Origin of the sequence: Caulobacter endophyticus (assembly GCF_003116815.1) — a bacterium.
In the GTDB taxonomy this organism is placed as follows: domain Bacteria; phylum Pseudomonadota; class Alphaproteobacteria; order Caulobacterales; family Caulobacteraceae; genus Caulobacter; species Caulobacter endophyticus.
Window position 1 is genome coordinate 82,892 of the sequence record NZ_QDKQ01000031.1, and the last position, 24,765, is coordinate 107,656.

The following is a 24,765-nucleotide window of genomic DNA, read 5'->3' on the forward strand; positions in this document are numbered from 1 at the left end:
TCGCTGCGCGGGGCGTTTTTGTGATTGGCCACCAGCTCGATTCGTCGCGATTGTGCGGCCCATGACCACCGCCGTCCTCGACGCCCCGAAAGCCGCCGCCGCCGACCATCCCGAGCGGCAGTACCTCGCCCTGCTGGCCGACATCCTCGACAACGGCGTCCAGCGCGGCGACCGCACCGGCACGGGCACTCTGGGCGTGTTCGGCCGCCAGATCCGCTTCGACCTGGCCAAGGGCTTCCCCGTCCTGACCACCAAGAAGCTGCACCTGCGTTCGATCATCATCGAACTGCTGTGGTTCCTGAAAGGCGAGACCAACATCGCCTACCTCAAGGACAATGGCGTGCGCATCTGGGACGAGTGGGCCGACGAGAACGGCGAGCTCGGTCCGGTCTACGGCAAGCAGTGGCGCTCGTGGGCGGCTCCGAACGGCCAGTCGATCGACCAGATCGTCAATCTGGTCGAGGGGCTGAAGACCAACCCCAACAGCCGCCGGCATATCGTCAGCGCCTGGAACCCGGCCGACGTCGAGGACATGGCCCTGCCGCCCTGCCACTGCCTGTTCCAGTTCTTCGTGGCGGATGGAAAGCTCAGTTGCCAACTCTACCAACGCAGCGCCGACGTGTTCTTAGGCGTGCCGTTCAATATCGCCAGCTACGCCCTACTCACCCTGATGGTCGCCAAGGTCGTCGGCCTGCAGCCGGGCGAGTTCGTGCACACCTTCGGCGACGCCCACCTCTATCTGAACCACCTCGATCAGGCTCGCGAGCAGTTGACCCGTGAGCCCTTCGCCTTCCCGACGATGAAGATCGCCGACAAGACCGACCTCTTCGCCTTCGAGTACGAGGACTTCGCGCTGGAAGGCTACGAGGCCCACCCGCATATCAAGGCGGCGGTCTCGGTCTGACCTTCCGCTAGCGGCGGCGGGCCGCTAAGACTCGCCGCCATGACCGCCCCCATCCTCACCGTCGGCCCCGTGGCCCGCTCGCTCAACGGCGTTATCGGCCGCGACAACGACCTGCCCTGGCGGCTGAAGTCGGATCTTCAGATGTTCAAGGCCGCCACCCTGGGCAAGCCGGTGATCATGGGCCGCAAGACCTGGGACAGCCTGCCCCGCAAGCCCCTGCCCGGCCGCCTCAACATCGTCCTGACCCGTGACCACAAGTTCGAGGCCGAGGGCGCCGTGGTCTGCGACACCTGGTCGGAAGCCGTGCAGATCGGCAAGGAACAGGCCGCCGAGGACGGCGTCGAGGAGGTCTGCGTCATCGGTGGCGCGGCCCTGTTCGAACTGGCCTTGCCGCGCGCCAAGCGCATCTACGTCACCGAGGTGCAGGCGGAAGTTCAGGGCGACGTCGCCTTCCCCGCCTTCGACGAGAGCGCCTGGACCGAGGTGCGCCGCGAGGAGCGCCCCGCCGGCGAGGGCGACGACTTCCCGTTCGTCTTCCGCGTGCTGGAACGCAAGTGAGCGCCCTGCTGGCCGCCTTCGTCCTGGTCCAGGCGGCGTCCGCGACGCCGCCGTCCGCCGACGCGCGCCAGCACGCCCGCGACAAGGCCGCCGAGATCGTCGTTCTGCAGGTCAAGCATGTGGGCGTGCCGCGCGGCGTGCGCGGCCGCTGCTTGGTGGCCGCCAAGGTCGTTCGCGCCGAACCGGGCGTGAAGCTGAAGGTCGGCCGGACCCTGCGCCTGTCGGTGCCGTGCTCCGCCCCCGGCGCCAGCGGCTCGGACGTCGAGCACGGCGTCGACCAGGCCGCCCTGCAGCGCTCCAGCTACGGCCGCGCCTTCTTCGACGAGCGCCTGAAGCTGATCGCCTACGACCTCTTCGACCTGAACTGAGCGCCCCCATGAGCACCTGGACCGACCGGCGGCTGATCGACCTTCTCGGCGTCGCGGCGCCGGTGCTTCAGGCTCCGATGGCCGGCGCAACCACGCCCGCCATGGCCATCGGCGCGGCGCGCGGCGGCGGCCTGGGCGCGCTGGCCTGCGCCCAGTACACGCCCGACCAGGCCCGCGCGGCGATCACCGAATTCCGCGCCGCCGTCGACGCGCCCCTGAACCTCAACTTCTTCGCCCACGCCGCTCCCGCCGTGGATCCGGCGCGGATGCTGGCCTGGCGGGCGCGGCTGGCGCCCTACTATGTCGAGGCGGGCGTCGATCCCGCGCCGCCGCCGCCGGCCGGAGGCCGCGCGCCGTTCGACGAAGCCTTCTGCGCCCTGGTCGAGGACCTGCGTCCCGAGGTCGTCAGCTTCCACTTCGGCCTGCCCCAGGCCGACCTGCTTGATCGCGTGCGGCTCACCGGCGCGAAGATCCTGTCCTCGGCCACCACGGTCGCCGAGGCCGTCTGGCTGGAGGCGCACGGCGTGGACGCCGTCATCGCCATGGGCGCCGAGGCCGGCGGCCACCGCGCCACCTTCCTGCCAGGCTACGGCGAGGCGATCGACAACCTGTTGGACACCGCCAGCCAGCCCGGGCTCTTCTCCCTGCTGCCGCAGGTGGTCGCCGCCGTCTCGGTCCCGGTGATCGCCGCCGGCGGCATAGCCGAGGCGCGCGGCGTCGCAGCCGCCCGGGTCCTGGGCGCGGCCGGGGTGCAGGTCGGCACGGCCTATCTGTTCACGCCCGAGGCGAAGATCCCCTCGGCCCATCGCGCCGCCCTGGACGAGGCCCGCGACGACAACACCATGCTCACCGACGTCTTCACCGGCCGTCCGGCCCGAGGGGTGGCCAACCGGCTGATGCGCGAGGTCGGGCCCATTGGCGGCCAGGTCGTGCCACCCTTCCCCCTGGCCGGCGGCGCCCTGACGCCGCTGCGCCAGGACGGAAACAATGGCGACTTCACCAACCTCTGGGCCGGCCAGTCGGCGCGACTGGCTCCGCGCGGCCTCGACGCAGAGGCGCTGACCAGGATGCTCGCCGGCGCCTGAGTGGTTGCGGGCAGGTTCAAACGAACGTTTACTCCCTGACAGACACCCGCAGAGGTGCAGCAAGGGAGCGAGACGACATGGACCTGAACCTCGTCGCCGAAGGCCTGCAGTTTCCCGAAGGCCCGATCGCCATGGCGGACGGCTCGGTGCTGCTGGTGGAGATCCAGCGCCAAGCCCTGAGCCGGATTACGCCCGACGGCGCGCGCGAGACGCTCGCTCGCCTGCCCGGCGGCCCCAACGGCGCGGCCATCGGTCCGGACGGCGCGGTCTATGTCACCAATAACGGCGGCAGTTTCGAGTTCTTCGACATGGGCGGGCTTAATGTCCCCGGCCCCACGCCCGCCAGCCACGAGGGCGGCTCGATCCAACGGGTGGACCTTGCCACCGGCGCGGTCGCCACCCTCTACGAGGCCTGCGACGGCAGGCGGCTGGTCGGGCCCAACGACCTCGTCTTCGACAAGCAGGGCGGCTTCTGGTTCACCGACCACGGCTGCTCGACGCCCGACGGCCGCAGGTACGGAGCGCTCTACTACGCCAAGACCGACGGCAGTCACATCGTGCGCCTTCGCGACCACCTGATCTCGCCCAACGGCGTGGGCCTCTCGCCCGCCGAGGACGTGGTCTATGTTGCCGACACCATGCTGGGGCGCCTGTGGGCCTTCGACGTGACAGCCCCAGGCGAACTGGCCCCGCCGGCCCCGCTGCAGCCCGGTCGCGTGGTCTGCAACCTGCCCGGCTACCAGCTGCTCGACAGCCTGGCGGTCGAGGCCGACGGCCGCGCTTGCGTGGCGACGATCATCAACGGCGGGATCACCGCCTTCTCGCCCGACGGCGCGACGCAGCACGTCGCCGTGCCCGACGTGATCACCACCAACCTCTGCTTCGGCGGCCCCGACATGCGGGACGTCTGGATCACCGCCTCGGGGACGGGGAAGCTCTATCGCGGGCGCTGGGAACGGCCCGGGTTGAGGTTGAACTTCAATCAATGACCCTTCTCCCCCCTGCGGGAGAAGGCGGCGGCCGAAGGCCGACGGATGAGGGGTCTCTCAAAAGCAAAACGCCGCGACGGACGATCGGCTGTCGCGGCGTTTCTGTTTGTGCAACCCCTCGCCTGACCCGCTACGCGGGCCCGCTCTCCTGCAAAGGGAGAGGGACAGCGAGTGCTAGTAAAGAACCCCTAACGCCTCGCGGTTGAAGTTCTGCAGTTCGTCGTTCCGGCCGTCGCGGATCTTTACCACCCACTCGGGATCCTGCAGCAGCGCGCGGCCCACGCCGACGAGGTCGAACTCGCCGCGGTCGAGGCGTTCGAGCAGGCCGTCGATCGAGGCCGGCTGGCTGCCTTCGCCGCCGAAAGCCGCGATGAACTCACCCGACAGGCCCACCGAACCGACGGTGATGGTCGGGGCGCCGGTCAGCTTCTTGGTCCAGCCGGCGAAATTGAGGTCGCTGCCTTCGAACTCCGGCTCCCAGAACCTGCGCTGCGAGCAGTGGAAGATGTCGGCGCCGGCGTCGGCCAGCGGCTGCAGCCAGGCTTCCAGCGCCTGCGGGGTCTCGGCGTTCTTCACCGCGTAGTCCTGCTGCTTCCACTGCGACAGGCGGATGATCACCGGATAGTCGGGACCGACGGCGGCGCGGACGGCTTTAAGGATCTCGGCGGCGAACTGGCTGCGCTCGGCGATGGTCGGCCCGCCGAAGGCGTCGTCGCGAAGGTTGGTGCCGTTCCAGAAGAACTGATCGATCAGGTAGCCATGGGCGCCGTGCAGCTCGATGGCGTCGAAGCCCAGGCGCTTGGCGTCGGCAGCGGCCGTGGCGAAGGCGGCGATGGTGTCGGCGACGTCGGAGTCGGTCATCGGCTCGGTGAACTGGCCGCCGCCCGCCTTGGACACGCCCGAGGGACTGTCGACCTTGCCCAGTTGCGCCGGCCCCTTGGCCGAGCCCACGTGCCATAACTGCGGCGCGATCAGCCCGCCTGCCGCATGGACCTCGTCGACGACCTTCTTCCAGGCCGCAAGCTCCTTCTCGCCGTGGAAGCGCGGCACGTTGGCGTCGTTCAGCGAGGCCGGCCGGGCGACGCCCGTGCCCTCGGTGACGATCAGGCCGACCTGGGCGGCCGCACGGCGGGCGTAGTAGGCGGCCACATCGTCCGTCGCCACGCCGCCGGGCGAGAACGAGCGGGTCATCGGCGCCATCACCACCCGGTTGGGCAGCTTCAGCGACTTGAATTCGAACGGCTTGAAGAGGGCGTCGAGGGCCATGGGGGGCGCTCCAGGAAGCGAGGAGGTTCGCAAGCAAGTTAAACGGTCGTTTGCATGCCCGCGCCATGCAGAAAAACTGCAACGGTTGCGGTTATCTGGGGAGCGCCGCCCGGCTTGGGAAGGTCCCTACTCCACCGCGTCGAGATATTCGATCTCGGGCCGCCCGGCCAGGAATGGCGCCATGGCCGCGCCGGACGCCTTGAAGTAGTCGGTTCCGCCGTGGTGCTTCAGCGCCTCGTCCGAGGCGTAGAGCTCCAGCACCTTATAGACGCCAGCGTCGGCCTTGGACCTGGTCAGCTGGTACACGATCGCGCCGGGTTCGTTGGCCTTTACCTTGGCCGCGAGGTCGAGAAACACCGCCTCGAATTCGGAAGCCTTGTCCGGCTGGACCTTCAGGGTCGCCACCACACCGATCATGCCCACCTCCCAACAGTTGTTTGAACAGCACGTTGGACGAGGTTGCGCGGCAGGGCAAGCGCCAACGAAAAACGCCGCGACAACCTTCCGGTGATCGCGGCGTCCGAAACTCTTTGAGCGGAAGGCTGGCGCTCTAGCGCCGCTCGTTCCAGCCGTAGGCGACCCAGGAGTGGCCGCCGACATTGCGGGCCTCGATCAGGTTGGGGTCGGCCGAAGCCTTGGCGCGGGCGGCCTGGCGGCGGCCGCGCAGGGCGAAGGCGGCGAGGCCGAGCAGCGCGGTGGCCATGAAGCCCACCACCACCAAGGTCGCGGCGAACACCACCGCCACTACGGCGGCGACCGATACCGCGATCGCCGTAGCCACGCCGCCGACCACCGCGGCCAGACCGCGCCAGGCCGAAAACTGCGTCGCGCCGATGTTCGCGCCAAGGGTCATGGTCATCGTCGTCCTCGATCGGCGCCGGGGCGCCCAGAATCTCCGTCCTCGCCCCTTAGGTTGGCTCTGGAGGTCTGAACGTCAACTGAACACCCATTGGGTTCAATCACAAAGACTTTTCCGTTCAACCCGCAGCGGCCAGTCCGAGTTCCCGGCGCTCGCGCATGACGGTGCTGAAAGCGGCGTTGATCGCGGCCGCCTTGGCCTCGGCCACCTCGATGAACTCCGCCGGCAGGCCGCGCGCCCGGGCGCGATCGGGGTGGGCGTCCGACAGCGCCGACTTCCAGGCCCGGCGCACCACCTCGTCCTCGGCGTCGGCGGCGACATCGAGGATCACATAGGGGTCGTCGGCCTCGGCGCCCAGATGCGTGGCGCTGAGGCGGCGGAAAGCCAGGGGCGACAGGCCAAACAGTTCGGCCACCCGCTCCAGGTAGTCGAGCTCGTCCTGGGTCACCGCACCGTCGGCCTTGGCGATGTGGAACAGGCCGTCGAGCACGTCTTCCAGGAGCTGCGGGCACGAACGATAGCGCTTGGCCAGCCGCTTGGCGTAGCTCTCGAAGCCGTGCGTGGTCTGGCGGGCCAGGTCGTACAGGCGGTGGATGTTCTGCTCGGACGCGGGATCCGGATGGAAGACCTGCGAGAAGGCCGCGAACTCGTGGCCGTCGGCGCTGCCGTCGGCCTTTGCGAGCTTGGCGCCCAGCGCCGTCACGGCCGTCGAGAACGCCGGGTCCTGCCCTGGCGGGCCGGGCGGGCATTCGGCGCATTCCGCCAGATCCAGACGGCGGGCCGCGATGCTTGCGATGTTGCGCCAGAAGGTCATGCGGGAAGTCTAACGCCGGCAGGTCCTGGAAGATACGGATCCGGGCGCCGCCAGGATGACGCACCGGAAGGGCCTTCTAGCATAGGCCTCGCAGGCGACCCACCCGGCGATTGCTGCATCGCACATGTAAACTTGTTCAGAATTGCCGCCATCTTCGGAGCCATCCGGCGTCTGCGTCGTTATGGCTGAGCTTGGCTGCGGACTTTGTCCATTCGGCGCCATGCTGAGGTCCCAATGCGGCCCGAAATGCTCTAGTCAGCTAGCTGACGTCACTAAAAAGGATCTCCGGCCGTATGGCGACCGCTCTTCTCTTCGCTCTCGCCCTGATGGCGCAGGACGCGCCCGTGACCACCGCCGCTCCGCCCCCGCGCACCCAGCCCGCCGCCACCCCGCCCAGCGACGAGTACGGCTATATCGCCTGGTGCTACGGCGCGCTGGGCGGCTATGTCGAGCTGTACGACAAGGTCATGCCCGAGGTGACGCGCATCGAGAAGGCCTTCCCCGGCCCGGACGGCGCGGCCGCCGCGCTGAAGGAATATCCGGCGATGCGGATCCAGGCGCGCGGCGACCTGAAGACCTACGCCTCGGCCATCACCGCCGCCGAGAAGGCCAGCCCGCGTCCGATCTCGGAGTACGGCGCGGCCGCGATGAAGAAAGGCCGCTCGATCTGGGGCGGCTCGGAAGCCGTCGACAAGGCGCGCCTGGCCCAGGTGTGGATGAGCTGGTCGCCACCCGGCGACTGCGAGACCCGCGCCAAGGCCCTGGAGACCAAGTCCAACCTGTTCGGCCAGGCCCTGAACTACAACGTCAAGAGCGCCGTGCCGGTCGACCCCGAGCCTGAAGCCGCTCCGGAACCGCAAGCCGAAGCGCCGCCGCCTCCGCCGCCCGCCGAAAAGCCGGCCAAGATCGAAACCTCGGCCCCTGCGCCCGCCCCTAAGCCAGCGGCTGCCAAGCCCGTCGCCAGGCCAGCCGCCGCTCCCGCCGCCAAGCCCACGGCGACCCAGGCGGCCAGCAAGCCGCTGGCCCCGATCGGCTCGACCCCGGCCAAGCTGCCGGCCAGCCGCGAGATCATCATCGACCCGGCCAATCCCCAGGCCTGCGCCGGCAGCCTCGTCCCTGCCAAGCGCGGCGGCAAGGACGTGCTGATCTGCAAGCCGGACTAAAAGCCGCGGGAGGGCCGCCGCCGGGCGGTCCTCCCGGATAATCCTCAAGGCGCCGTCGGCAAGACCCCGCTGCGCGCCAGGTTCGCGTACCAGGCGTAGGACGCCTTGGGCCTGCGCTCCCCGCTCGACAGGTCGTGGCTGACCAGGCCGAACTTCGAGCGGTAGCCCAGCGCCCATTCCCAGTTGTCGACCAGGCACCAGGCGAAGAAGCCCTTCACCGGCGAGCCCGCCTCCATGGCCGCCTTCACCGCCTGCAGGTGGCGGCGCAGGAAGGCGATGCGGAAGGTGTCGGCCTGGATCGCCCTGCCGTCGCCGAACGGGTCGGAACAGCCGTTCTCGGTGATGAAAACCGGCGGATTGCCGTACTCGGTGCGTAAGCGAGCCAGCACCTCCAGCAGGCCGGACGGATCGACATGCCGCCCGAAGGCGTCGAGTTCGACGCCGCTTGGCGGATCGGCCGGCTTGATCCGGCCCGGCGACAGCGGCGCCAGGCGCATATAGGCCGGGGCGTAGTAGTTCACGCCCATGAAGTCGACCTTCTGGCGGATGATCGTCAGGTCCTCGGGGCGCACGCGGTCGCCCAGGAACTCGTCCATCGCATCGGGGTACTCGCCCCTCAGCAGGGGATCGAGCCAGGCGCGGTTCCACAGGGCGTCCAGCCCGTCCGAGGCCAGCCGGTTCCAGAACGCCAGGCCGCCGCCCGCTGGCCGGCAGGGCTGCAGGGCCAGGGTGGTGCCGATCGACAGGTCGCCGTGGGCGGCGCGCAGGGCCTGGATGGCCATCCCCTGCCCCAGGTTCATGTGGTGGGTCACCGGGCCCAGCAAGGCCACGTCCTTGAGGCCCGGCGCGTGCTCGCCGGTGACGTGGCCGAACACGGTGTGCACCGCCGGCTCGTTCAGCACGATGATCCTCTTGAGACGGTCGCCCAGCCGCTCGCCGATCAGGGCGGCGTAGTCGGCGAAGGCCTTGGCGCTGTCGCGCGCGGCCCAGCCGCCGCGGTCCTGGATCGCCTGCGGCAGGTCCCAGTGGAACAGCGTGGCGTAGGGCGCGACGCCCTTCTCCAGCAGCCGGTCGACCAGGCGGCTGTAGTGGTCGACCCCGGCCTGGGCGACGGCGCCCGCCCCAGTGGGCAGCACTCGCGACCAGGAGATCGAGAAGCGATAGGCGCCCATCCCGGCCCCGGCCACCAGATCGACGTCCTCGGCCCAGCGGCGATAGCTGTCGGTGGCGATCTTGGCGTTCGAGCCGTCGATGATCTTGCCAGGCTGGTCCTGGAACACGTCCCAGACACTGGCTCCGCGTCCGTCGGCCTGCGGCGAGCCCTCTGTCTGGAAGGCCGCACTGGCCGTGCCCCAGACGAAATCCTTGGGAAAGTCCCGCGACTTCGGCCTAACGTCGCCGTCCTTGGGTCCCGCGCATCCCGCCAGGCTCGCCGCCGTTCCCCCGACCGCCAACGCGCCCAGCGCGCGGCGGCTCATGCCCCCGTCCTTCACGCCCCACTCCCAGCCTGAACCGAAGGTCCGCGCCTCCGTTGAGCTCAGCATGCACGCGAAGAACGCCGGTTGACCAGAGGCCTGCCCTCCCGGGCCGATCATGCTAGGCTTCACGCATGAACGCCCCGGTCCGCCCCCCGCTCGACCTGCCTCACCGGCTGTTCACCACGGAAGACGTCTTCCGCATGGTCCAGGCCGGCGTGCTTGCCGAGAACGAGAACATCGAGCTGATCGACGGGGAAATCGTGGTCATGGCCACTAAGAAGAACGCCCACGAGATCACCAAGAGCGCCCTGATCGAACGGCTGGCCAGGACGATGCCCGGCGACCTGCGCCTGGGTGTCGAAACCACCCTCTATCTGACCGAGCGCTTGTTCGTCGAACCCGACCTGATGCTCTATCCGCGCCGCATCAAGCCCGAGGAACTGACGGGCGAGCATATTGCGCTGCTGATAGAGGTCGCCGACGAATCCCGGGCTTACGATCTAGGCGTGAAGGCCGGCATCTATGCCCAGCACGGCGTGGCCGACTACTGGGTGGTGGACGTTCTAGCCAAGCGCGCCGTCGTCCATCGACGCCCGTCCGACGACGGCTACCGGTCTATCGAGGTCGTCGAGGGCGACCTGGAAGCCTTGCTGCTGCCCGGCCTGAAGATCGCCCTCGCCTCGCTTTTCGAAGCCTAAGCCGCCTCGCCCCGCGCCCGCGCGTGGGGGTCGTAGTTGAGGATCGGCGACAGCCAGCGCTCGGTCGTGGCCAGGTCCCAGCCCTTGCGGCGGGCGTAATCCTCGACCTGGTCGAAGTCGATCTTGCCGACCCCGAAATAGTGGCTCTGCGGGTGGCTGAAATAGAGGCCCGAGACGGCCGCGCCCGGGCTCATGGCGAAGCTTTCGGTCAGGGCCATGCCGGTGGCCGCCTCGGCGCCCAGCAGACGGAACAGCGTGCCCTTCTCGGTATGGTCGGGCTGAGCCGGATAGCCCGGCGCCGGACGGATGCCGACGTACTTCTCGCCGATAAGGGCGTCGGCGTCGAAGCCCTCCTCGGCCGCGTAGCCCCACAGCTCGACGCGGGCCTTGTAGTGCAGCCACTCGGCGAAGGCTTCAGCCAGGCGGTCGGCCAGGGCCGAGGCCATGATCGCGCTGTAGTCGTCACCGGCATCCTTGAACGTCTTGACGATCTCGTCCTCGCCGTGACCGGCGGTGACCGCGAAGCCGCCGACATAGTCGGCCGGGCCGCCCACCGGGGCGACGAAGTCCGCCAGGGCGAGATTGGCCTTGCCCGCGCCCTTGTCCATCTGCTGGCGCAGGGTGTGCAGACGGGCGATCTCGACGGTGCGGGTCTCGTCGGAGAACAGCACCACGTCGTCCTCGACGGCCTGGGCAGGCCAGAAGCCGATCACGCCCTTGGCCCCGAACCACTTCTCGGCGATGACCTTGTCGAGCATGGCCCGGGCGTCGCGATAGAGGTCGCGGGCGGCCTCGCCGACCACGTCGTCTTCCAGGATCTGCGGATAGCGGCCGATCAGCTCCCAACTGGCGAAAAACGGCGACCAGTCGATGAACGGCTCCAGCTCGGCCAGGCTCGGCTCGAACACCCGCGTGCCGGTGAACAGCGGCCTGGGCGGGGTGTAGTCCTTCCAGTCGATGGCGAACCTGCGCTTGCGGGCCTCGCCGATGGCGGTGCGCGCCTTGACCGTCTGGCCTCGGGCGTACTGCTCGCGCACCTTGACGTACTCGGCGCGAGTGTCGGCCACGACCCGATCCTTGTCGGTCTCCGACAGCAGCGACGAGACCACGCCGACGGCGCGGCTGGCGTCGACCACATAGGTCGTGGGGCCCCGGCGATAGGCCGGCTCGATCTTCACCGCCGTGTGGGTGCGGCTGGTGGTGGCGCCGCCGATCAGCAGCGGAATGTCGAAGCCCTGGCGCTCCATCTCGGCGGCGACGAAAACCATCTCGTCCAGCGAAGGCGTGATCAGGCCCGACAGGCCGATCATGTCGACCTCGTGCTTCCTGGCCTCTTCGAGGATGCGGTCGGCGGGCACCATCACGCCCAGGTCGACGACCTCGTAGTTGTTACACTGCAGCACGACGCCGACGATGTTCTTGCCGATATCGTGGACGTCGCCCTTGACGGTCGCCATCAGCACCTTGCCGGCGGCCTTGCGCTCCTGGCCTTCCTTCTCGGCTTCCATGAACGGCATCAGCCAGGCCACGGCCTGTTTCATCACCCGCGCCGACTTTACCACCTGCGGCAGGAACATCTTGCCCGCGCCGAACAGGTCGCCGACGACGTTCATGCCGTCCATCAGCGGACCTTCGATGACGTGCAGCGGGCGTTCGGCCGCCAGCCGCGCTTCCTCGGTGTCGGCCTCGATGAACTCGGTGACGCCGTTGACCAGGGCGTGGGTGATGCGCTCGCCCACCGTGCCCTCGCGCCAGGCCAGATTGACCTGCTGGGCCGCGCCCTTCTCGCCCTTGTAGCCGGGCGCCATGTCCACGAGGCGCTCGGTGTTGGAGACGTTGGTCCGCTGCGGGCGGTTGAGGATCACGTCCTCGACGGCCTCGCGCAGCACCGGGTCGATATCGTCATAGACCGGCAGGTCGCCAGCGTTGACGATGCCCATGTCCATGCCGGCGTTGATGGCGTGGTACAGGAACACCGAGTGGATCGCCCGGCGCACCGGCTCGTTGCCGCGGAAGCTGAACGACACGTTCGACACCCCGCCCGAGATCCGGGCGTGGGGGCAGCGCGCCTTGATCTCGCGCGTGCCCTCGATGAAGTCGACGGCGTAGTTGTCGTGCTCCTCGATCCCCGTCGCCACGGCGAAGATGTTGGGATCGAAGATGATGTCCTCGGGCGGGAAGCCAACCTTGTTGACCAGGATATCGTAGGCCTTGGTGCAGATTTCGATCTTGCGGGCGGCGGTGTCGGCCTGGCCGACCTCGTCGAAGGCCATGACCACGACGGCCGCGCCGTAGCGCAGGCACAGCTTGGCCTGCTCGATGAACTTGGCCTCGCCTTCCTTCATCGAGATCGAGTTTACGATCGCCTTGCCCTGCACGCACTTCAGGCCGGCCTCGATCACCTCCCACTTGGAGCTGTCGATCATCACCGGAACCCGTGCGATATCGGGCTCGGCCGCCATCAGGTTCAGGAAGGTGATCATCGCCTGTTCGGAGTCGAGCAGGCCCTCGTCCATGTTGACGTCGATGACCTGGGCGCCGGCCTCCACCTGCTGGCGGGCGACCGACAGGGCTTCGCTGAAGTTGCCCTCGACGATCAGTTTCTTGAACTTGGCCGAACCGGTGACGTTGGTCCGCTCGCCGATGTTGACGAAGACAGGTCTCATTGGGATGCGCTCAAAATATTTTGCAGGCTGGCGATGTGGGTCAGCCACACGTCATGCGCGTCGCCTTCCTGCCAGAGTTCGTCGATTTCGGAGGCCGGGGCGACCACGCGGGCCAGGGCCGCGCGCGCCAGGCGCACGGCGCCTTCCGGCGGCGGGCCCAGGGCGTCCTTGAGGCCTTGCTGGTCCTCGGGCAGCACCGAGACGTCGCCGACGCAGGCAGCCAGCACAGCCGCCGCGGCCACCGCCATCTCGCCCTCGGGGGCTTCCAGATAGCCGGTCGCCTTGGTCACGTGATCGAGGATCCGCACCACGGTGCGCCAGTCCGGCGCCTGCGCCAGGTCCTCGATGAAGTCGGCCGCCTCGTCGTTGTCGAACGGGCCGTTGTCCCATGCGCTCATGATCAGGCCGCCGTCTCGGCTTGCCTGGCGCGAACCTCGGCCAGGGCCAGTTGGCCGCGCAGGAAGTCGCCAAAGTCGATCCCCTGCGCCTTCAGCGCCTTGGGGTACAGCGACGAGGCGGTCAGGCCCGGCAGGGTGTTGGTCTCCAGATAGACGAGGCCGTGCTCGGAGACGATGAAGTCCGAGCGCGAATAGCCGCGGCACCCCAGCGCCTTGTGGGCCTTCAGCGCCTGGTTCTGCAGGGCGGCGTTGATCTCCGGCGCGAAAGTGGCCGGGCAGATCTCGACCGTGTCCTTGGCCAGGTACTTGGACTTGTAGTCGAACTTGCCGGCCGACGGCCGGATCTCGACCGGCGGCAGGGCGATCAGCTCGCCGCTGGCCAGTTCCAGCACGCCGCAGGTTGCTTCCAGGCCCTGCACGAAGGGCTCGATGACATAGGCCTGCTCGGTCGCCGCCTTGCGCGCCGCCTCCAGGTCGGCCGGAGTGTCGACGAAGATCAAGCCGTAGCTGGAGCCGTCCTCGGAGGGCTTGGCGATCAGGCGGCCGTACTTGGCGAAGGCCGCCTCGGCCTCGTCCAGGCCGATGTTCTGCGGAACCGAGACGCCGGCCTTCTCGACCTCGTCCTTCGCGCGCGTCTTGCTGAAGGCCAGCCAGCTGGCGTGCGAGCCCGAACCGGTGAAGGCCACGCCGCGCGCTTCGCACAGCGTCTGCAGGCTCCCGTCTTCGGCGAAGCCGCCGTGCAGGCCCAGCAGCAGCACGCGATCCTCGCGGGCGGCGACGTCCAGGGCCGTCTCGATGTCACCGATCGGCGCGCCTTCGGTCGGCAGGTCAAGCTCGAACGGACGGTCATGGCCCAGCAGCACCGCCTGACTGGCCGCATAGACCTGGCCGTCCGGCGCCCAGAACCACAGCTCAGCCTCGGGCAGCACGCGGATCAGGCTCTGGGCGCTGGCCACGGCCACGAGGCGCTCGCGGCTGGGACCGCCGAAAAGGATGGTGGTGCGCATCGTCTCGTACTCGGTCAGGCCAGCTCGAAGGGTTCCAGGCCGGCCAGGCGCATGGCCTTTGGACGTTCCGGAATAGCGCGAGGCGCGACGCCGCGCACCTCGTCAGCGACGTGGCGAATGTGATCAGGGGTGGTGCCGCAGCAGCCGCCCAGGATGTTCACCAGGCCGTCCTTGGCCCATTCGTGCAGGGCGTGGCCGGTCTCGTGCGGCTCCTCGTCGTACTCGCCCATGGCGTTGGGCAGGCCGGCGTTGGGATAGGCCGCCACCAGCGTGTCGGCGATGCGGGCCATCTCGGCGATGTGCGGGCGCATCAGGTCCGCGCCCAGGGCGCAGTTGAAGCCCACGGCGAACGGCTTGGCGTGCTTGATCGAATTCCAGAACGCCTCGGCCGTCTGGCCCGACAGGGTGCGGCCCGAACGGTCGGTGATGGTGCCGCTGATCCAGATCGGCAGCTCCTCGTGGCCCTCGTCGCGCCAGTCGAGGATCGCCTTGATTGCGGCCTTGCAGTTGAGGGTGTCGGTGATGGTCTCGATCAGGAACAGGTCGACCCCGCCCTGATAGAGGGCGTCCACCTGCTGGCGATAGGCCTGGTAGACCTGGTCGAAGGTCACCTTGCGCGCGCCCGGATCGTTCACGTCCGACGACATAGACAGCATGACGTTCAGCGGCCCGATCGAGCCGGCGATGAACTTCGGGCGATCGGGGTTCTCGGCGTTCCAGCGGTCGGCGACCTGGCGGCCGATCCTGGCGCCTTCCAGGTTGATGTCCCAGACGTCCTGTTCGCCCAGGCGATAGTCGGCCTGGGCGATGGTGGTGCCCGAGAAGGTGTTGGTCTCGGAGATGTCGGCGCCGGCCGAGAAATAGGCGTCGTGCAGCTCGGCCACGAGATCTGGCCGGGTCAGGCACAGGATGTCGTTGTTGCCCTTCATCTGGCCGTCGAAGTTGGCGAAGCGTTCGGCGCGATAGTCGGCCTCGGTCAGCTTCTTCTTCTGGAACATCACGCCCCAGGAGCCGTCGAGGATGAGGATGCGTTCCTTGGCGGCGGCCTTGAGGGCGGCGACGCGCCCAAGCCTGGAGGAAAGGTCGCGGAGGGTAAGGTCGGTCATTTGGCGGATCCTTGCTGGCGCGCCAGTTCCTGGTTGAACCGGGTCTCGTAGCCGTCGACGAAACCGGCCAGTTCGGTGGGGTCGATGAAAGCGTCGGCGTCGCCGCGCAGCTGTTTCTGGCGCTTGGTCAGGAGGTCGCCCTGCTCTTCGTGGCTGGGCAGCATGACGTCGGTCGGGAGGGTCCGCATCGCCGCGAAGCTGGCCCGATAGTCGGCGACGATCGACTTGTGGGCCTTGTTGCCAACCAGCACGTTGCCGGCCACCGACAGCGAGCACGGGAAGGTCACGTTCAGCGCGCGCCCCCGCTCGACCACCTGGGTGGTCCAGGTGGTGCAGCCGATCGTGTGGCCCGGCGTCAGATGGGCGACCAGGGTCGCGCCGCCCATCTTCAGCTTGGTCTCGTCGCCGAAGGCCTTGTCGACCTTCACCGCAGGAAACGGCGTCAGGCCGTTGGCGTTGTCGCCGAAGTGCTGGCCCTTCTCCAGAGCCGGCTTGTCGGCGCGCGAGGCCCAGACCTTGGCGCCGGTGTCGGCCTTCAGCTGGGCCAGGCCGCCTGCGTGGTCGTAGTGGGCGTGGGTGTTGATCAGCACCTTCACGTCGGTAGGCTTGAAGCCCAGGGCCTGGATGTTGCGCTCGATCAGCTTGCCGCCCTCGGCCGACGGGCCGCCATCCAGCAGCACATGGCCTTCCGACGTGGTGATCAGCCAGGCCGACAGGCCCTCGGAGCCAACGTAGTAGATGTTGCCCACCACCCGGTACGGCTTGATCGGCCGCGTCCAGTTGGCGTTGTCGTCGGCCTGGGCGACGACGCTCGTCGAGGCCAGGCCCAGCGCCAGGGCGAAGGCCAGAACCTTCATGCGGCGGCCTCGCGGGCCGGCGCGGTCTCGCGCACGCCCAGCACCCGGCAGATCGCATAGACGAGGTCGGCGCGGTTCAGGGTGTAGAAATGGAAGTCGTTGAAGCCCTGCTCCTGCAGCTTGGCGCACATCTCGGCGGCCACCGAGCAGGCGATCAGGCGGCGGGTCTCCGGATCCTCGTCCAGGCCGTCGAACAGGTTGGCCAGCCAAGACGGCACCGACGTCTGGCAGGCGGCCGACATCTTCTTCAGGCCGTTGAAATTGGTCACCGGCATGACGCCCGGCACGATCGGGATGGTGACGCCAGCGGCGCGCGCCTTGTCGACGAAGCGCAGGAAGGCGTCGATGTCGAAAAAGAACTGGCTGATGCCCAGGGTCGCGCCAGCGTCGACCTTGGCCTTCAGCACGTCGATATCGTGGTCCAGAGACGGGCTCTCGGGATGCTTCTCGGGATAGACCCCGACCAGCACCTCGAACGGCGCGACACCGCGCAGGGCCGCCGTCAGCTCGGTGGCGTTCTTGTAGCCGTCCTCGCGCGGCACATAGACGCCGCCGATGCCGCCCTCGCCGGGAGGCGGGTCGCCGCGCAGCGACACGATGTGGCGCACGCCGATGTTCCAGTAGTCGTGGATCACCTCGTCGACCTCGGCGCGGCTGGCGCCGACGCAGGTCAGGTGCGCCGCCGGCTTCAGCGAGGTCTCGTCGAGGATGCGCTTGACGGTGCGGTGGGTGCGTTCACGCGTCGAGCCGCCGGCGCCATAGGTCACCGAGACGAAGGCCGGGTCCAGCGGAGCCAGGCGGGTGATCGCCTCCCATAGGCTCTCTTCCATCTTCTCGGTCTTGGGCGGGAAGAACTCGAACGACACGCGCGGACGGGCGGCGCCGGCGGGACGCTCGCCGGCGCGGGCCACCGGACCGATCACGCGACGGGTGGGCGGCAGGGTCATGCGGCGGTCCTTTCGGCGAGGGCCGCGCCGGGTCGGCGGGCGGTCCAGATCTTGACGGTCAGGCCCTCCGCCGTGGTCGGCGGCAGGGCGATGTTGGTTTCGGGAACAAGGCCGGCGGCCTCGATCCACGGCAGGATCTCGTCATCGGCGAAGCCGAGACGGCGATGCTGGTGAGCTTCGCGCAGGAACTCGTGGTCGTGCGGGGCGAAGTCGGCGATCAGCAGCAGGCCGCCCGGCGACACCAGGCGCGCGGCCTCGGCCACGGCGGCGGCGGGATCGCCCAGATAGTGCAGCACCTGGTGGACCGTCACGAGGTCGGCGCAGCCCCCCGGCAGGCCGGTGTCGAAGATATCGCCGTGACGCAGTTCGCAGGCCGTCAGCCCGGCCTTGGCCACCTCGTCGCGGGCGATGTTCAGCATCTGCTGCGACAGGTCCAGACCCAGGGCGTTCACCGCCCGGGCGCCAAGGAGCGTCAGCATGCGGCCCGCGCCCGCGCCCAGGTCGACCATCTCGTCGAAGGGACCTTCGCCGGCCGCGCGCAGGATCGCGACCTCAACTTCCTTCTCGTCGACATAGAGCGAGCGGATTTCGTTCCAGCGGGCGGCGTTGCGCGCGAAATAGGCCTGGGCGCCGGCCGAGCGCTCGGCCCGCACCGCGGCCAGTTGGCTGGCGTCGCCCTGCACGACCGCGTCGTCACCCTGGATCAGCGCCAGGGCCGCGGCGACCACCGCCCCGCCGCCGGACGTGCCGGCAAGGCGGTAGAACACCCAGGCTCCGTCGGGAAAGCGCTCGACCAGCCCGGCCTCGGCCAGAAGCTTCAGATGGCGGGAAACGCGCGGCTGGCTCTGATCGAGGATCCGGCACAGCTCGAGCACCGAAAGCTCCTCGACGGCCAGCAGCGCGAGAATGCGCAGACGCGTGCTTTCACCCGCCGCGCGCAGTACGTCGACAACCTGTTCGCTCGTTAGCGCCATAGGGATATAAAGATATCTTTATGTCCGATTTGGCAAGTGAATTCTGCGTGGCGGGACGCGTGCTTATCCCGTTGCGCGGGGATCAAAAAGCCCCAAAGACGAGGACGATGACGAGCGCTTTGGATAAATCTTCCAAGGCGCCAGGCCAGCTGATCAATCGCCGCTCGACGGCTGCCACAGCTCGACCTTGAAACCCGCCGGATCCACCAGCCAGGCGAAGCGGCCGTACTCCTCGTCCTGCCGCCCGGTCGGCTCGACGCCCTCGGCGGCGGCCTTGGCCAGCACGCCGTCCAGGTCGTCGACGATCAGGTTGATCATGAACGGCGCGTTGGACGGCTCGAAATAGCGGGTGTCGGCCGGAAACGGCGACCAGTTGGTCATGCCGACCTTGGGGTGGGCGAACATCGCCCCGCCCCAGTCCTCGACCTTGATCCCCAGGACCCGCGCGTACCAGGCGGCCAGACCCTTGGGGTCGTCCGTCTTGAAGAACACGCCGCCCAGACCCAGCACCTTGGCCATGCGATCCCCTTGTCCTGTCCGAACCCGTCAGGCCGCCACCGGGCTGGCCAGCGGCTCGCCCAGGAAGTAGCGGCGCAGGTTCTCCATGGTCAGATTGACCATGGCCGGGATGCTGTCCAGCGTCGCGCCGGCCGTGTGCGGCGTCAGCACGGTGTGGGGCACGTCGGCCCAGCGGGCCGGCGAAGTCGGCTCGTGCTCGAAGACGTCCAGCGCGGCCATGCCCAGGCGCCCGTCCTTCAGCGCGGCCACCAGGGCGTCCTCGTCGACCAGCGACCCGCGCGAGACATTGACCAGCAGACCCTGCGGCCCCAGCGCGTCGATGACCTCGGCGCTGACCAGATGGCGGTTGGAGGCGTCGGGCCGGGCGCAGACCATCAGGATGTCGCTGTCGCGGGCCAGGGCCAGCAGGCTGTCGGCGCGCGGCCAGGCGGCTTCCTTCGGGCGCGGCCCCCACCAGGCGACCTTCAGTTCGAAGACTTCCAGCCGGCGGGCGACAGCCTCGCCGATATGGCCAAGGCCGATGATCCCGGCCCTGCGGCCGCGCAGACCGTGGCGCGCGCCCATCCGGTCCATCGAGGTCCAGCGGCCCGCCCGCACGCGGCGGTCGCCCTCGGCGATGCCGCGCCAGGCGCTCAGCATCAGGCCCAGCGCATGGTCTGCCACGTCACCGGCGTTGAGGCCGACCGAATGGGTGACGGCCAGGCCATGAGCCCGGCACCACGGCACGTCGACGCCGTCGTAGCCGACGCTGACGCAGGCGATTAGGCCCAGACGCGGCATCTCCGACAGCAGGTCGCGCGGCAGCACCATCTCACCGGCATGGACGATGGCCTGCACCTGCTTGCCCGGCCCTTCGAGGAAGGCCAGGCGGTCGGGATAATCCCACAGGCGGCAAACCTCATACGCGCCTTCGAGCAGCGGCTGCAACGGCAGCAGCATCTCGTGGGAAAGGACGATGTGGGGCTTCACGACGGGGGTCTGCGGCATGCTGCTTCTCCGGTCCCGGCGCGCGGCGGAATGCCTCCGCCGCCGATCCGCGGGACGATCGTTCTTGCTGGGGGTCAAGCTACTCCTCTGGCGTCCGCGCGCCAGCACTAGAGCGCGCGACGCACGAACATCTGAAGCGCCGCTCTCAACCCGTCATGGCCGCCACGGGTTCCGCACCCGGCCAAGCTGTGAACGCCTTGACCGCGAAGGGGTTTTATCGACTGGCGCCGAGAACGGCGCATTAGGGAGACCTCCCATGTTCACGAAAACCCTGCTGGCGGGCGCCGCGCTCGCCCTGGCCGCTTCCGGCGCCGTCTCGGGCGCGGCGCTCGCCAATCCCAAGGTCAAGGCCTCGGCGGCCATGGCCAGCCCCAAGCAGCCGATCCCCTACGACCAGCTGGAAGCCTATTCCAAGGCCACGCCCAAGCAGCGGGCGGCCAAGGACTGGTGGGCCGGCGAGGCCGCGACGGGCGCCTCGACCGACACCTCGACCACCCTGCCGCCGGCCAGCGGCTCCATGGGCGACGCGGCCGCCAGCACCCAGGTGAACCCGCCGACCACCGACGCCCCGCCGTCGATGCCGACCACGCCGCCGACCAACACGCCGCCCGACGACATGATGACCCCGAACCCCGGCTCCAACCTGCCGGGCTCGGATCCCAACCTGCCGCCGAAGGAACCCAAGTAGGCTCAAAAGCAAAAGGGGCGGCCCCGATGGAGCCGCCCCTTTCTTTTCGCCTTGGCTCGCGCGCTTAGCGGGCGAACTTCTGGAACTTGATCCGCTTGGGGATCAGGCTGTCGGCGCCCAGGCGACGCTTCTTGTCTTCCTCGTACATCTCGAAGTTGCCTTCGAACCATTCGACGTGGCTGTCGCCCTCGAAGGCCAGGATGTGCGTGGCTAGGCGGTCCAGGAACCAGCGATCGTGGCTGATGACCACGGCGCAGCCGGCGAACTCTTCAAGCGCCTCTTCCAGAGCCTGCAGGGTTTCGATGTCCAGGTCGTTGGTCGGTTCGTCGAGCAGCAGCAGGTTGCCGCCGGTGGCCAGGGTCTTGGCCAGGTGGACGCGGTTGCGCTCACCGCCCGACAGCAGGCCGACCTTCTTCTGCTGGTCGCCGCCCTTGAAGTTGAACGAGCCGACATAGGCGCGGCTGTTGATCTCGCGCTTGCCGACGATCATCACGTCGGTGCCGCCGCTGATTTCCTGCCAGATGGTCTTGTCCGGATCGAGCGCATCGCGCGACTGGTCGACGTAGGACAGCTTGACCGTCTCGCCGACCTTGACGGTGCCGGCGTCGGGCGTTTCGCGGCCGGTGATCAGCTTGAACAGGGTCGACTTGCCGGCGCCGTTCGGGCCGATGACGCCGACGATGCCGTTCGGCGGCAGGCGGAACGACAGGTCCTTGAACAGCACCTTGTCGCCGTATTCCTTTTCCAGGCCGGTGACTTCCAGGACCACGTTGCCCAGGCGCGGGCCGGGCGGGATCTGGATGTGGGCCTGGGTCTGGGCGGCGCGGGCGTTCTCCTGCGCGGCGACCATTTCCTCGTACGAGGCCAGGCGGGCCTTGCTCTTGGACTGACGGGCCTTGGGCGAGCTGCGGACCCATTCCAGTTCGCGGGTGAGCGCGCGCTGGCGGGCTTCGGATTCCGACTGCTCCTGGACGACGCGCTTCTGCTTCTGCTCGAGCCAGCCCGAGTAGTTGCCCTCGTAGGGGATGCCCTTGCCGCGGTCGAGTTCCAGGGTCCACTTGGTGACCTGATCCAGGAAGTAGCGGTCGTGGGTCACCAGGATGACGCAGCCCGGGAACTCTTCCAGGTGGTGCTGCAGCCAGGCCACCGACTCGGCGTCCAGGTGGTTGGTCGGTTCGTCGAGCAGCAGCATGTCGGGCTTGCTGAGCAGCAGGCGGGCCAGGGCGATGCGGCGCTTTTCACCGCCCGACAGGCTTTCGATGTTGGCGTCGTTGGGCGGGCAGCGCAGGGCGTCGATGGCCATCTCGACCTTGGAATCGATGTCCCACAGGTCCTTGGCGTCGATGATCTCCTGGAGCTTGGTCATCTCCTCCATCAGCTCGTCGGTGTATTCCTCACCAAGCTGAGCCGCCAGAGCGTTGTACTTGTCGAAGATCTTCTTGTCTTCGCAGTCGGCGATGACGTTGCCCCAGACGTCCAGGGTCGGATCCAGCACCGGCTCCTGCGGGAGGTAGCCGCGCTTGATGCCGTCGGCGGCCTTGGCCTCGCCGGAGAATTCCTTGTCCAGGCCGGCCATCACCTTCAGCAGGGTCGACTTACCCGAGCCGTTGACGCCGACGACGCCGATCTTGGCGTCGGAATAGAACGACAGCCAGATGTTCTCGAAGACCTTCTTGCCGCCGGGATAGGCCTTCGTCAGGCCCTGCATCTGGAAAATGTATTGCTGCGCCATGAGGGGCTTTTCGTCTCTCGGGTCGGGTTCGGGGATCGGCCGCTCAAATAGCGTCTGGGGCCGGTTTGCGCAATCGCGGCCCCTTCACACGTTCGTCGCCGCATCGTCGGCCAGCCGACAAATATCCGTCGCCAGGCTGTAATCGAACCTCGTTAGGCGAACGATCCCAGACGCGCCCCGGCGGCCTCCCCGCCCCTGGCGCACCTGGGGATAGTTCCGATGAAATCCGCCCTTCTGCTGAGCGCCGCCTTCGGCGCCCTCCTGTTCGCCGCCCCGGCCTTCGCGGCCGACAATCCCGAGCCCGCCCCCGACGCCGCCGCCGAAGTCGAGGCCGTCGTGGTGATCGGCCAGGGCCAGAGCCGCCAGGTCCAGGTGCTCAACGAAGAGAGCATCGCCAGCCAGGTCGCCGGGACGAGCGCCCTGAAGGCCATCGACAAGCTGCCGGGCGTCTCGTTCCAGTCGGCCGACCCGTTCGGCGCCTACGAGTGGTCGACCAGCCTGTCGATCCGCGGCTTCAACCAGAACCAGCTGGGCTTCACTCGTGACGGCGTGCCGCTGGGCGACATGAGCTACGGCAACCACAACGGCCTGCACATCAGCCGCGCCATCGCCAGCGAGAACATCGGCAAGGTCGAGCTGGCCCAGGGCGCCGGCGGCCTCGGCACCGCCTCGACCTCGAACCTCGGCGGCACGCTGCAGTTCTACTCGCGCGATCCGTCCGAGGTGATGGGCGGCCAGCTGAACCTGACGGGCGGCTCGTCGGCCATGCACCGCGTGTTCGGCCGCTTCGAGACCGGCGCGATCGACCAGTTGGGCGGCCTGCGCGCCTTCGTCTCGGTCGCCGACCAGAAGACCGACAAGTGGAAGGGCGGCAGCGAGCAGAAGCAGCGCCAGTACGACGCCAAGGCCGTGCTGCCGCTGGGCGAGGGCTCGGTGACCGGCTTCTACACCCGCTCGGAACGCCGCGAGCAGGACTACCAGGACATGTCGTTCGACATGATCAAGCGCCTGGGCCGCGACTGGGACAACTTCGTCCCCGCCTGGAACAAGGCCGTCGGCGTCGCCGCGGTGATGAACAACCCGAACAACTACACCTCGGGCCTGCTCGATCTGGCCAGCGGCTACTGGACCGGCGTGGGGACCAACCCCTACGCCGCCTTCGGCGTCGCCAACCCCGACGACGCCTACTACGCCGGCGCCGGCATTCGTGACGACGACCTCTACGGCGCGACCCTGGCCCTGCCCTTCGGCGACCGCGTCGACTTCAAGGCCACCGCCTACCAGCACAAGAACAAGGGCCAGGGCCTGTGGGGCACGCCCTATCAGGTCAGCCCAGGCTACGGCGCAGCCGGCTCCACCGCCGCCCCGCTGTCGATCCGCACCACCGAATACAGCATCGACCGCGGCGGCGTGATCGCCGACCTGACCGTCGACCTGGGCACCCACAAGATCGGCGTCGGCTTCTGGACCGAGAACAACCACTTCGACCAGGCCCGCCGCTTCTACGCCGAGACCCTGACCGGTCCGTCGCGCGACTGGCTGGACTTCCAGTCGAACCCGTTCCGCACCCAGTGGCAGTACGCCTTCACCACCGAGACCCGCACCGCCCACATCGAAGACACCTGGACGGTCACCGACGCCCTGAAGATCAACTTCGGCTTCAAGGCCATCAAGGTCGACAACGACGTCGAGACCATCGCGGGCAACGCCCTGACCGGTTCGATCCGGAGCAAGGACAACTTCCTGCCGCAGGTGGGCGTGGTCTACGCCTTCGACGGCGGGCTGGAGCTGTTCGGCGGCTATACCGAGAACATGGCCGCCTTCGTCTCGGCCGCCACCGCCGGTCCGTTCGGCTCGCAGAGCCAGACGATCGTCGACTACGTGGCCGATACGGTCCAGCCCGAGACCTCCAAGACCTGGGAGGGCGGCGCGCGCTACCGTACCGACCGCTTCCAGGGCGTCGCGGCGCTGTACCACGTGACCTTCGACAACCGCCTGCTGGCCTACGCCAACGGCTCGCCGATCCAGGGCAACCCGGCCGTGCTCAGCAACGTCGGCTCGGTCGAGACCAAGGGCGTCGAAGTCGCCGGCGAGTTCCGCCTCACCGAGGCCTGGAGCCTCTACGGCGCCTATACCTACAACGACTCCAAGTACCAGGACGACGTCGTCACCCTCGACGGGACGGTCAGCGCCCGCACCGCCGGCAAGACCGTGGTCAACTCGCCCAAGAACATCCTCAAGGCCGAGATCCGCTTCGAGCAGGCGGGCTTCTTCGCCAAGCTCGGCGTCAACCACACCGGCGAGCGCTGGTACACCTACGAGAACATCGGCGGGAAGGTCGACGGCTATACCGTGGCCGACCTGACGGTGGGCTACCGCTTCCAGAACGAGGGCTGGGGCAAGGGCCTGGAGATCCAGGCCAACGTCACCAACCTGTTCGACGAGGACTACATCTCGACCATCGGCTCGGGCGGTTTCGTCAACCGCGACGCCGCCGGCACGACCATGACCCTGCTGCCGGCCCCGCCGCGCCAGGGCTTCGTGACCATCAAGAAGGCGTTCTGATCAAGCCTCCTCCCTTCCCCCTTGATGGGCGTGTTGCTTAAAACGGCGGATCGTCGAGGTTGAGGTGGCGGACGGGCGGCCGAGAGGCTGATGAGCCACTCTGGAGGCTCTTTTGCCGGGCGGAGGGGGCTTTTTTC

The 24,765-nt window shown here is 68.4% G+C and carries 24 protein-coding genes; 9 read left to right on the plus strand and 15 right to left on the minus strand.

The window, feature by feature from the left end; genetic code table 11:
* Positions 1 to 61 precede the first annotated feature (61 nt).
* From DDF67_RS07660 to DDF67_RS07680, 5 genes are all read left to right on the plus strand, one after another.
* A complete protein-coding gene (locus tag DDF67_RS07660; protein WP_109100300.1) occupies positions 62 to 904 on the plus strand; it encodes a thymidylate synthase in 843 nt (280 codons plus the stop codon).
* Positions 905 to 943: 39 nt separating this feature from the next.
* Positions 944 to 1,462: a dihydrofolate reductase gene (locus DDF67_RS07665; RefSeq protein WP_101716562.1), complete on the plus strand. Its 519-nt coding sequence runs from the start codon at positions 944 to 946 to the stop codon at positions 1,460 to 1,462.
* The gene (locus DDF67_RS07670) at positions 1,459 to 1,830 is read left to right on the plus strand and encodes a hypothetical protein (RefSeq protein WP_109100301.1); all 372 of its coding nucleotides are present in this window, start codon (positions 1,459 to 1,461) and stop codon (positions 1,828 to 1,830) included. Before DDF67_RS07665 ends, DDF67_RS07670 begins: the two co-directional genes overlap by 4 nt.
* A gap of 8 nt (positions 1,831 to 1,838) precedes the next feature.
* A complete protein-coding gene (locus tag DDF67_RS07675) occupies positions 1,839 to 2,915 on the plus strand; it encodes an NAD(P)H-dependent flavin oxidoreductase (RefSeq protein WP_109100302.1) in 1,077 nt (358 codons plus the stop codon).
* 77 nt (positions 2,916 to 2,992) lie between these two features.
* Entirely contained in the window at positions 2,993 to 3,904 is a 912-nt protein-coding gene (locus DDF67_RS07680; RefSeq protein ID WP_109100303.1) for an SMP-30/gluconolactonase/LRE family protein, read from the plus strand.
* A gap of 174 nt (positions 3,905 to 4,078) precedes the next feature.
* Here the strand turns inward: DDF67_RS07680 and DDF67_RS07685 are convergent, their stop codons facing one another.
* The 4 genes from DDF67_RS07685 to DDF67_RS07700 all read right to left on the minus strand — a co-directional run bounded on the left by DDF67_RS07685 (position 4,079) and on the right by DDF67_RS07700 (position 6,843).
* On the minus strand, positions 4,079 to 5,170 hold the full coding sequence (locus tag DDF67_RS07685) for an NADH:flavin oxidoreductase (RefSeq protein ID WP_109100304.1): 1,092 nt from the start codon (positions 5,168 to 5,170) through the stop codon (positions 4,079 to 4,081).
* Positions 5,171 to 5,296: 126 nt separating this feature from the next.
* Positions 5,297 to 5,587, minus strand: a complete 291-nt coding sequence (locus DDF67_RS07690) for a putative quinol monooxygenase (protein WP_109100305.1) — start codon at positions 5,585 to 5,587, stop codon at positions 5,297 to 5,299.
* Between the two features lie 133 nt (positions 5,588 to 5,720).
* Entirely contained in the window at positions 5,721 to 6,023 is a 303-nt protein-coding gene (locus DDF67_RS07695; protein ID WP_109100328.1) for a hypothetical protein, read from the minus strand.
* Positions 6,024 to 6,147: 124 nt separating this feature from the next.
* Positions 6,148 to 6,843: a J domain-containing protein gene (locus tag DDF67_RS07700; RefSeq protein ID WP_109100306.1), complete on the minus strand. Its 696-nt coding sequence runs from the start codon at positions 6,841 to 6,843 to the stop codon at positions 6,148 to 6,150.
* Positions 6,844 to 7,136: 293 nt separating this feature from the next.
* On the opposite strand from DDF67_RS07700, the gene DDF67_RS07705 reads away from it, so the two are divergent.
* Positions 7,137 to 8,006 (plus strand): hypothetical protein, encoded by an 870-nt coding sequence (locus tag DDF67_RS07705; protein ID WP_109100307.1) that lies wholly within the window; start codon positions 7,137 to 7,139, stop codon positions 8,004 to 8,006.
* Between the two features lie 44 nt (positions 8,007 to 8,050).
* Here the strand turns inward: DDF67_RS07705 and DDF67_RS07710 are convergent, their stop codons facing one another.
* Complete coding sequence (locus tag DDF67_RS07710; protein ID WP_408608597.1) at positions 8,051 to 9,484, minus strand: GH1 family beta-glucosidase; 1,434 nt, start codon at positions 9,482 to 9,484, stop codon at positions 8,051 to 8,053.
* A 131-nt stretch (positions 9,485 to 9,615) separates the two neighbouring features.
* Between DDF67_RS07710 and DDF67_RS07715 the strand changes: the two genes are divergently transcribed.
* Positions 9,616 to 10,182: a Uma2 family endonuclease gene (locus DDF67_RS07715; RefSeq protein WP_109100308.1), complete on the plus strand. Its 567-nt coding sequence runs from the start codon at positions 9,616 to 9,618 to the stop codon at positions 10,180 to 10,182.
* On the opposite strand, the gene metH is transcribed toward DDF67_RS07715, so the two are convergent.
* From metH to DDF67_RS07760, 9 genes are all read right to left on the minus strand, one after another.
* Positions 10,179 to 12,848 carry a methionine synthase gene (gene metH / locus DDF67_RS07720; protein WP_109100309.1) on the minus strand — a complete coding sequence of 890 codons (2,670 nt, stop codon included), beginning with the start codon at positions 12,846 to 12,848 and terminating at the stop codon, positions 10,179 to 10,181. The two genes, DDF67_RS07715 and metH, sit on opposite strands and share 4 nt — an antisense overlap.
* Positions 12,845 to 13,246: a DUF4259 domain-containing protein gene (locus tag DDF67_RS07725; protein WP_109100310.1), complete on the minus strand. Its 402-nt coding sequence runs from the start codon at positions 13,244 to 13,246 to the stop codon at positions 12,845 to 12,847. The genes metH and DDF67_RS07725 overlap by 4 nt, the downstream gene beginning before the upstream one ends.
* 2 nt (positions 13,247 to 13,248) lie before the next feature.
* Positions 13,249 to 14,253, minus strand: a complete 1,005-nt coding sequence (locus tag DDF67_RS07730; RefSeq protein ID WP_109100311.1) for a D-alanine--D-alanine ligase family protein — start codon at positions 14,251 to 14,253, stop codon at positions 13,249 to 13,251.
* A 14-nt stretch (positions 14,254 to 14,267) separates the two neighbouring features.
* The gene (locus DDF67_RS07735) at positions 14,268 to 15,359 is read right to left on the minus strand and encodes a homocysteine S-methyltransferase family protein (RefSeq protein ID WP_109100312.1); all 1,092 of its coding nucleotides are present in this window, start codon (positions 15,357 to 15,359) and stop codon (positions 14,268 to 14,270) included.
* A complete protein-coding gene (gene blaCAU / locus DDF67_RS07740; protein ID WP_109100313.1) occupies positions 15,356 to 16,216 on the minus strand; it encodes a CAU/MBL1b family subclass B3 metallo-beta-lactamase in 861 nt (286 codons plus the stop codon). Before blaCAU ends, DDF67_RS07735 begins: the two co-directional genes overlap by 4 nt.
* Positions 16,213 to 17,163 (minus strand): methylenetetrahydrofolate reductase [NAD(P)H], encoded by a 951-nt coding sequence (gene metF, locus DDF67_RS07745; RefSeq protein ID WP_109100314.1) that lies wholly within the window; start codon positions 17,161 to 17,163, stop codon positions 16,213 to 16,215. The genes blaCAU and metF overlap by 4 nt, the downstream gene beginning before the upstream one ends.
* Positions 17,160 to 18,137, minus strand: coding sequence for an ArsR/SmtB family transcription factor (locus DDF67_RS07750; protein WP_109100315.1), 978 nt, complete (start codon positions 18,135 to 18,137; stop codon positions 17,160 to 17,162). The genes metF and DDF67_RS07750 overlap by 4 nt, the downstream gene beginning before the upstream one ends.
* A gap of 153 nt (positions 18,138 to 18,290) precedes the next feature.
* Positions 18,291 to 18,656, minus strand: a complete 366-nt coding sequence (locus DDF67_RS07755; RefSeq protein WP_109100316.1) for a VOC family protein — start codon at positions 18,654 to 18,656, stop codon at positions 18,291 to 18,293.
* 27 nt (positions 18,657 to 18,683) lie between these two features.
* On the minus strand, positions 18,684 to 19,643 hold the full coding sequence (locus DDF67_RS07760) for a 2-hydroxyacid dehydrogenase (protein WP_109100317.1): 960 nt from the start codon (positions 19,641 to 19,643) through the stop codon (positions 18,684 to 18,686).
* 256 nt (positions 19,644 to 19,899) lie between these two features.
* On the opposite strand from DDF67_RS07760, the gene DDF67_RS07765 reads away from it, so the two are divergent.
* On the plus strand, positions 19,900 to 20,331 hold the full coding sequence (locus tag DDF67_RS07765; RefSeq protein ID WP_109100318.1) for a hypothetical protein: 432 nt from the start codon (positions 19,900 to 19,902) through the stop codon (positions 20,329 to 20,331).
* Between the two features lie 64 nt (positions 20,332 to 20,395).
* Here DDF67_RS07765 and ettA read toward each other — a convergent pair whose 3' ends face one another.
* Entirely contained in the window at positions 20,396 to 22,063 is a 1,668-nt protein-coding gene (gene ettA, locus DDF67_RS07770; protein WP_109100319.1) for an energy-dependent translational throttle protein EttA, read from the minus strand.
* A 219-nt stretch (positions 22,064 to 22,282) separates the two neighbouring features.
* Between ettA and DDF67_RS07775 the strand changes: the two genes are divergently transcribed.
* Entirely contained in the window at positions 22,283 to 24,628 is a 2,346-nt protein-coding gene (locus DDF67_RS07775) for a TonB-dependent receptor (RefSeq protein WP_109100320.1), read from the plus strand.
* Positions 24,629 to 24,765: the final 137 nt, after the last annotated feature.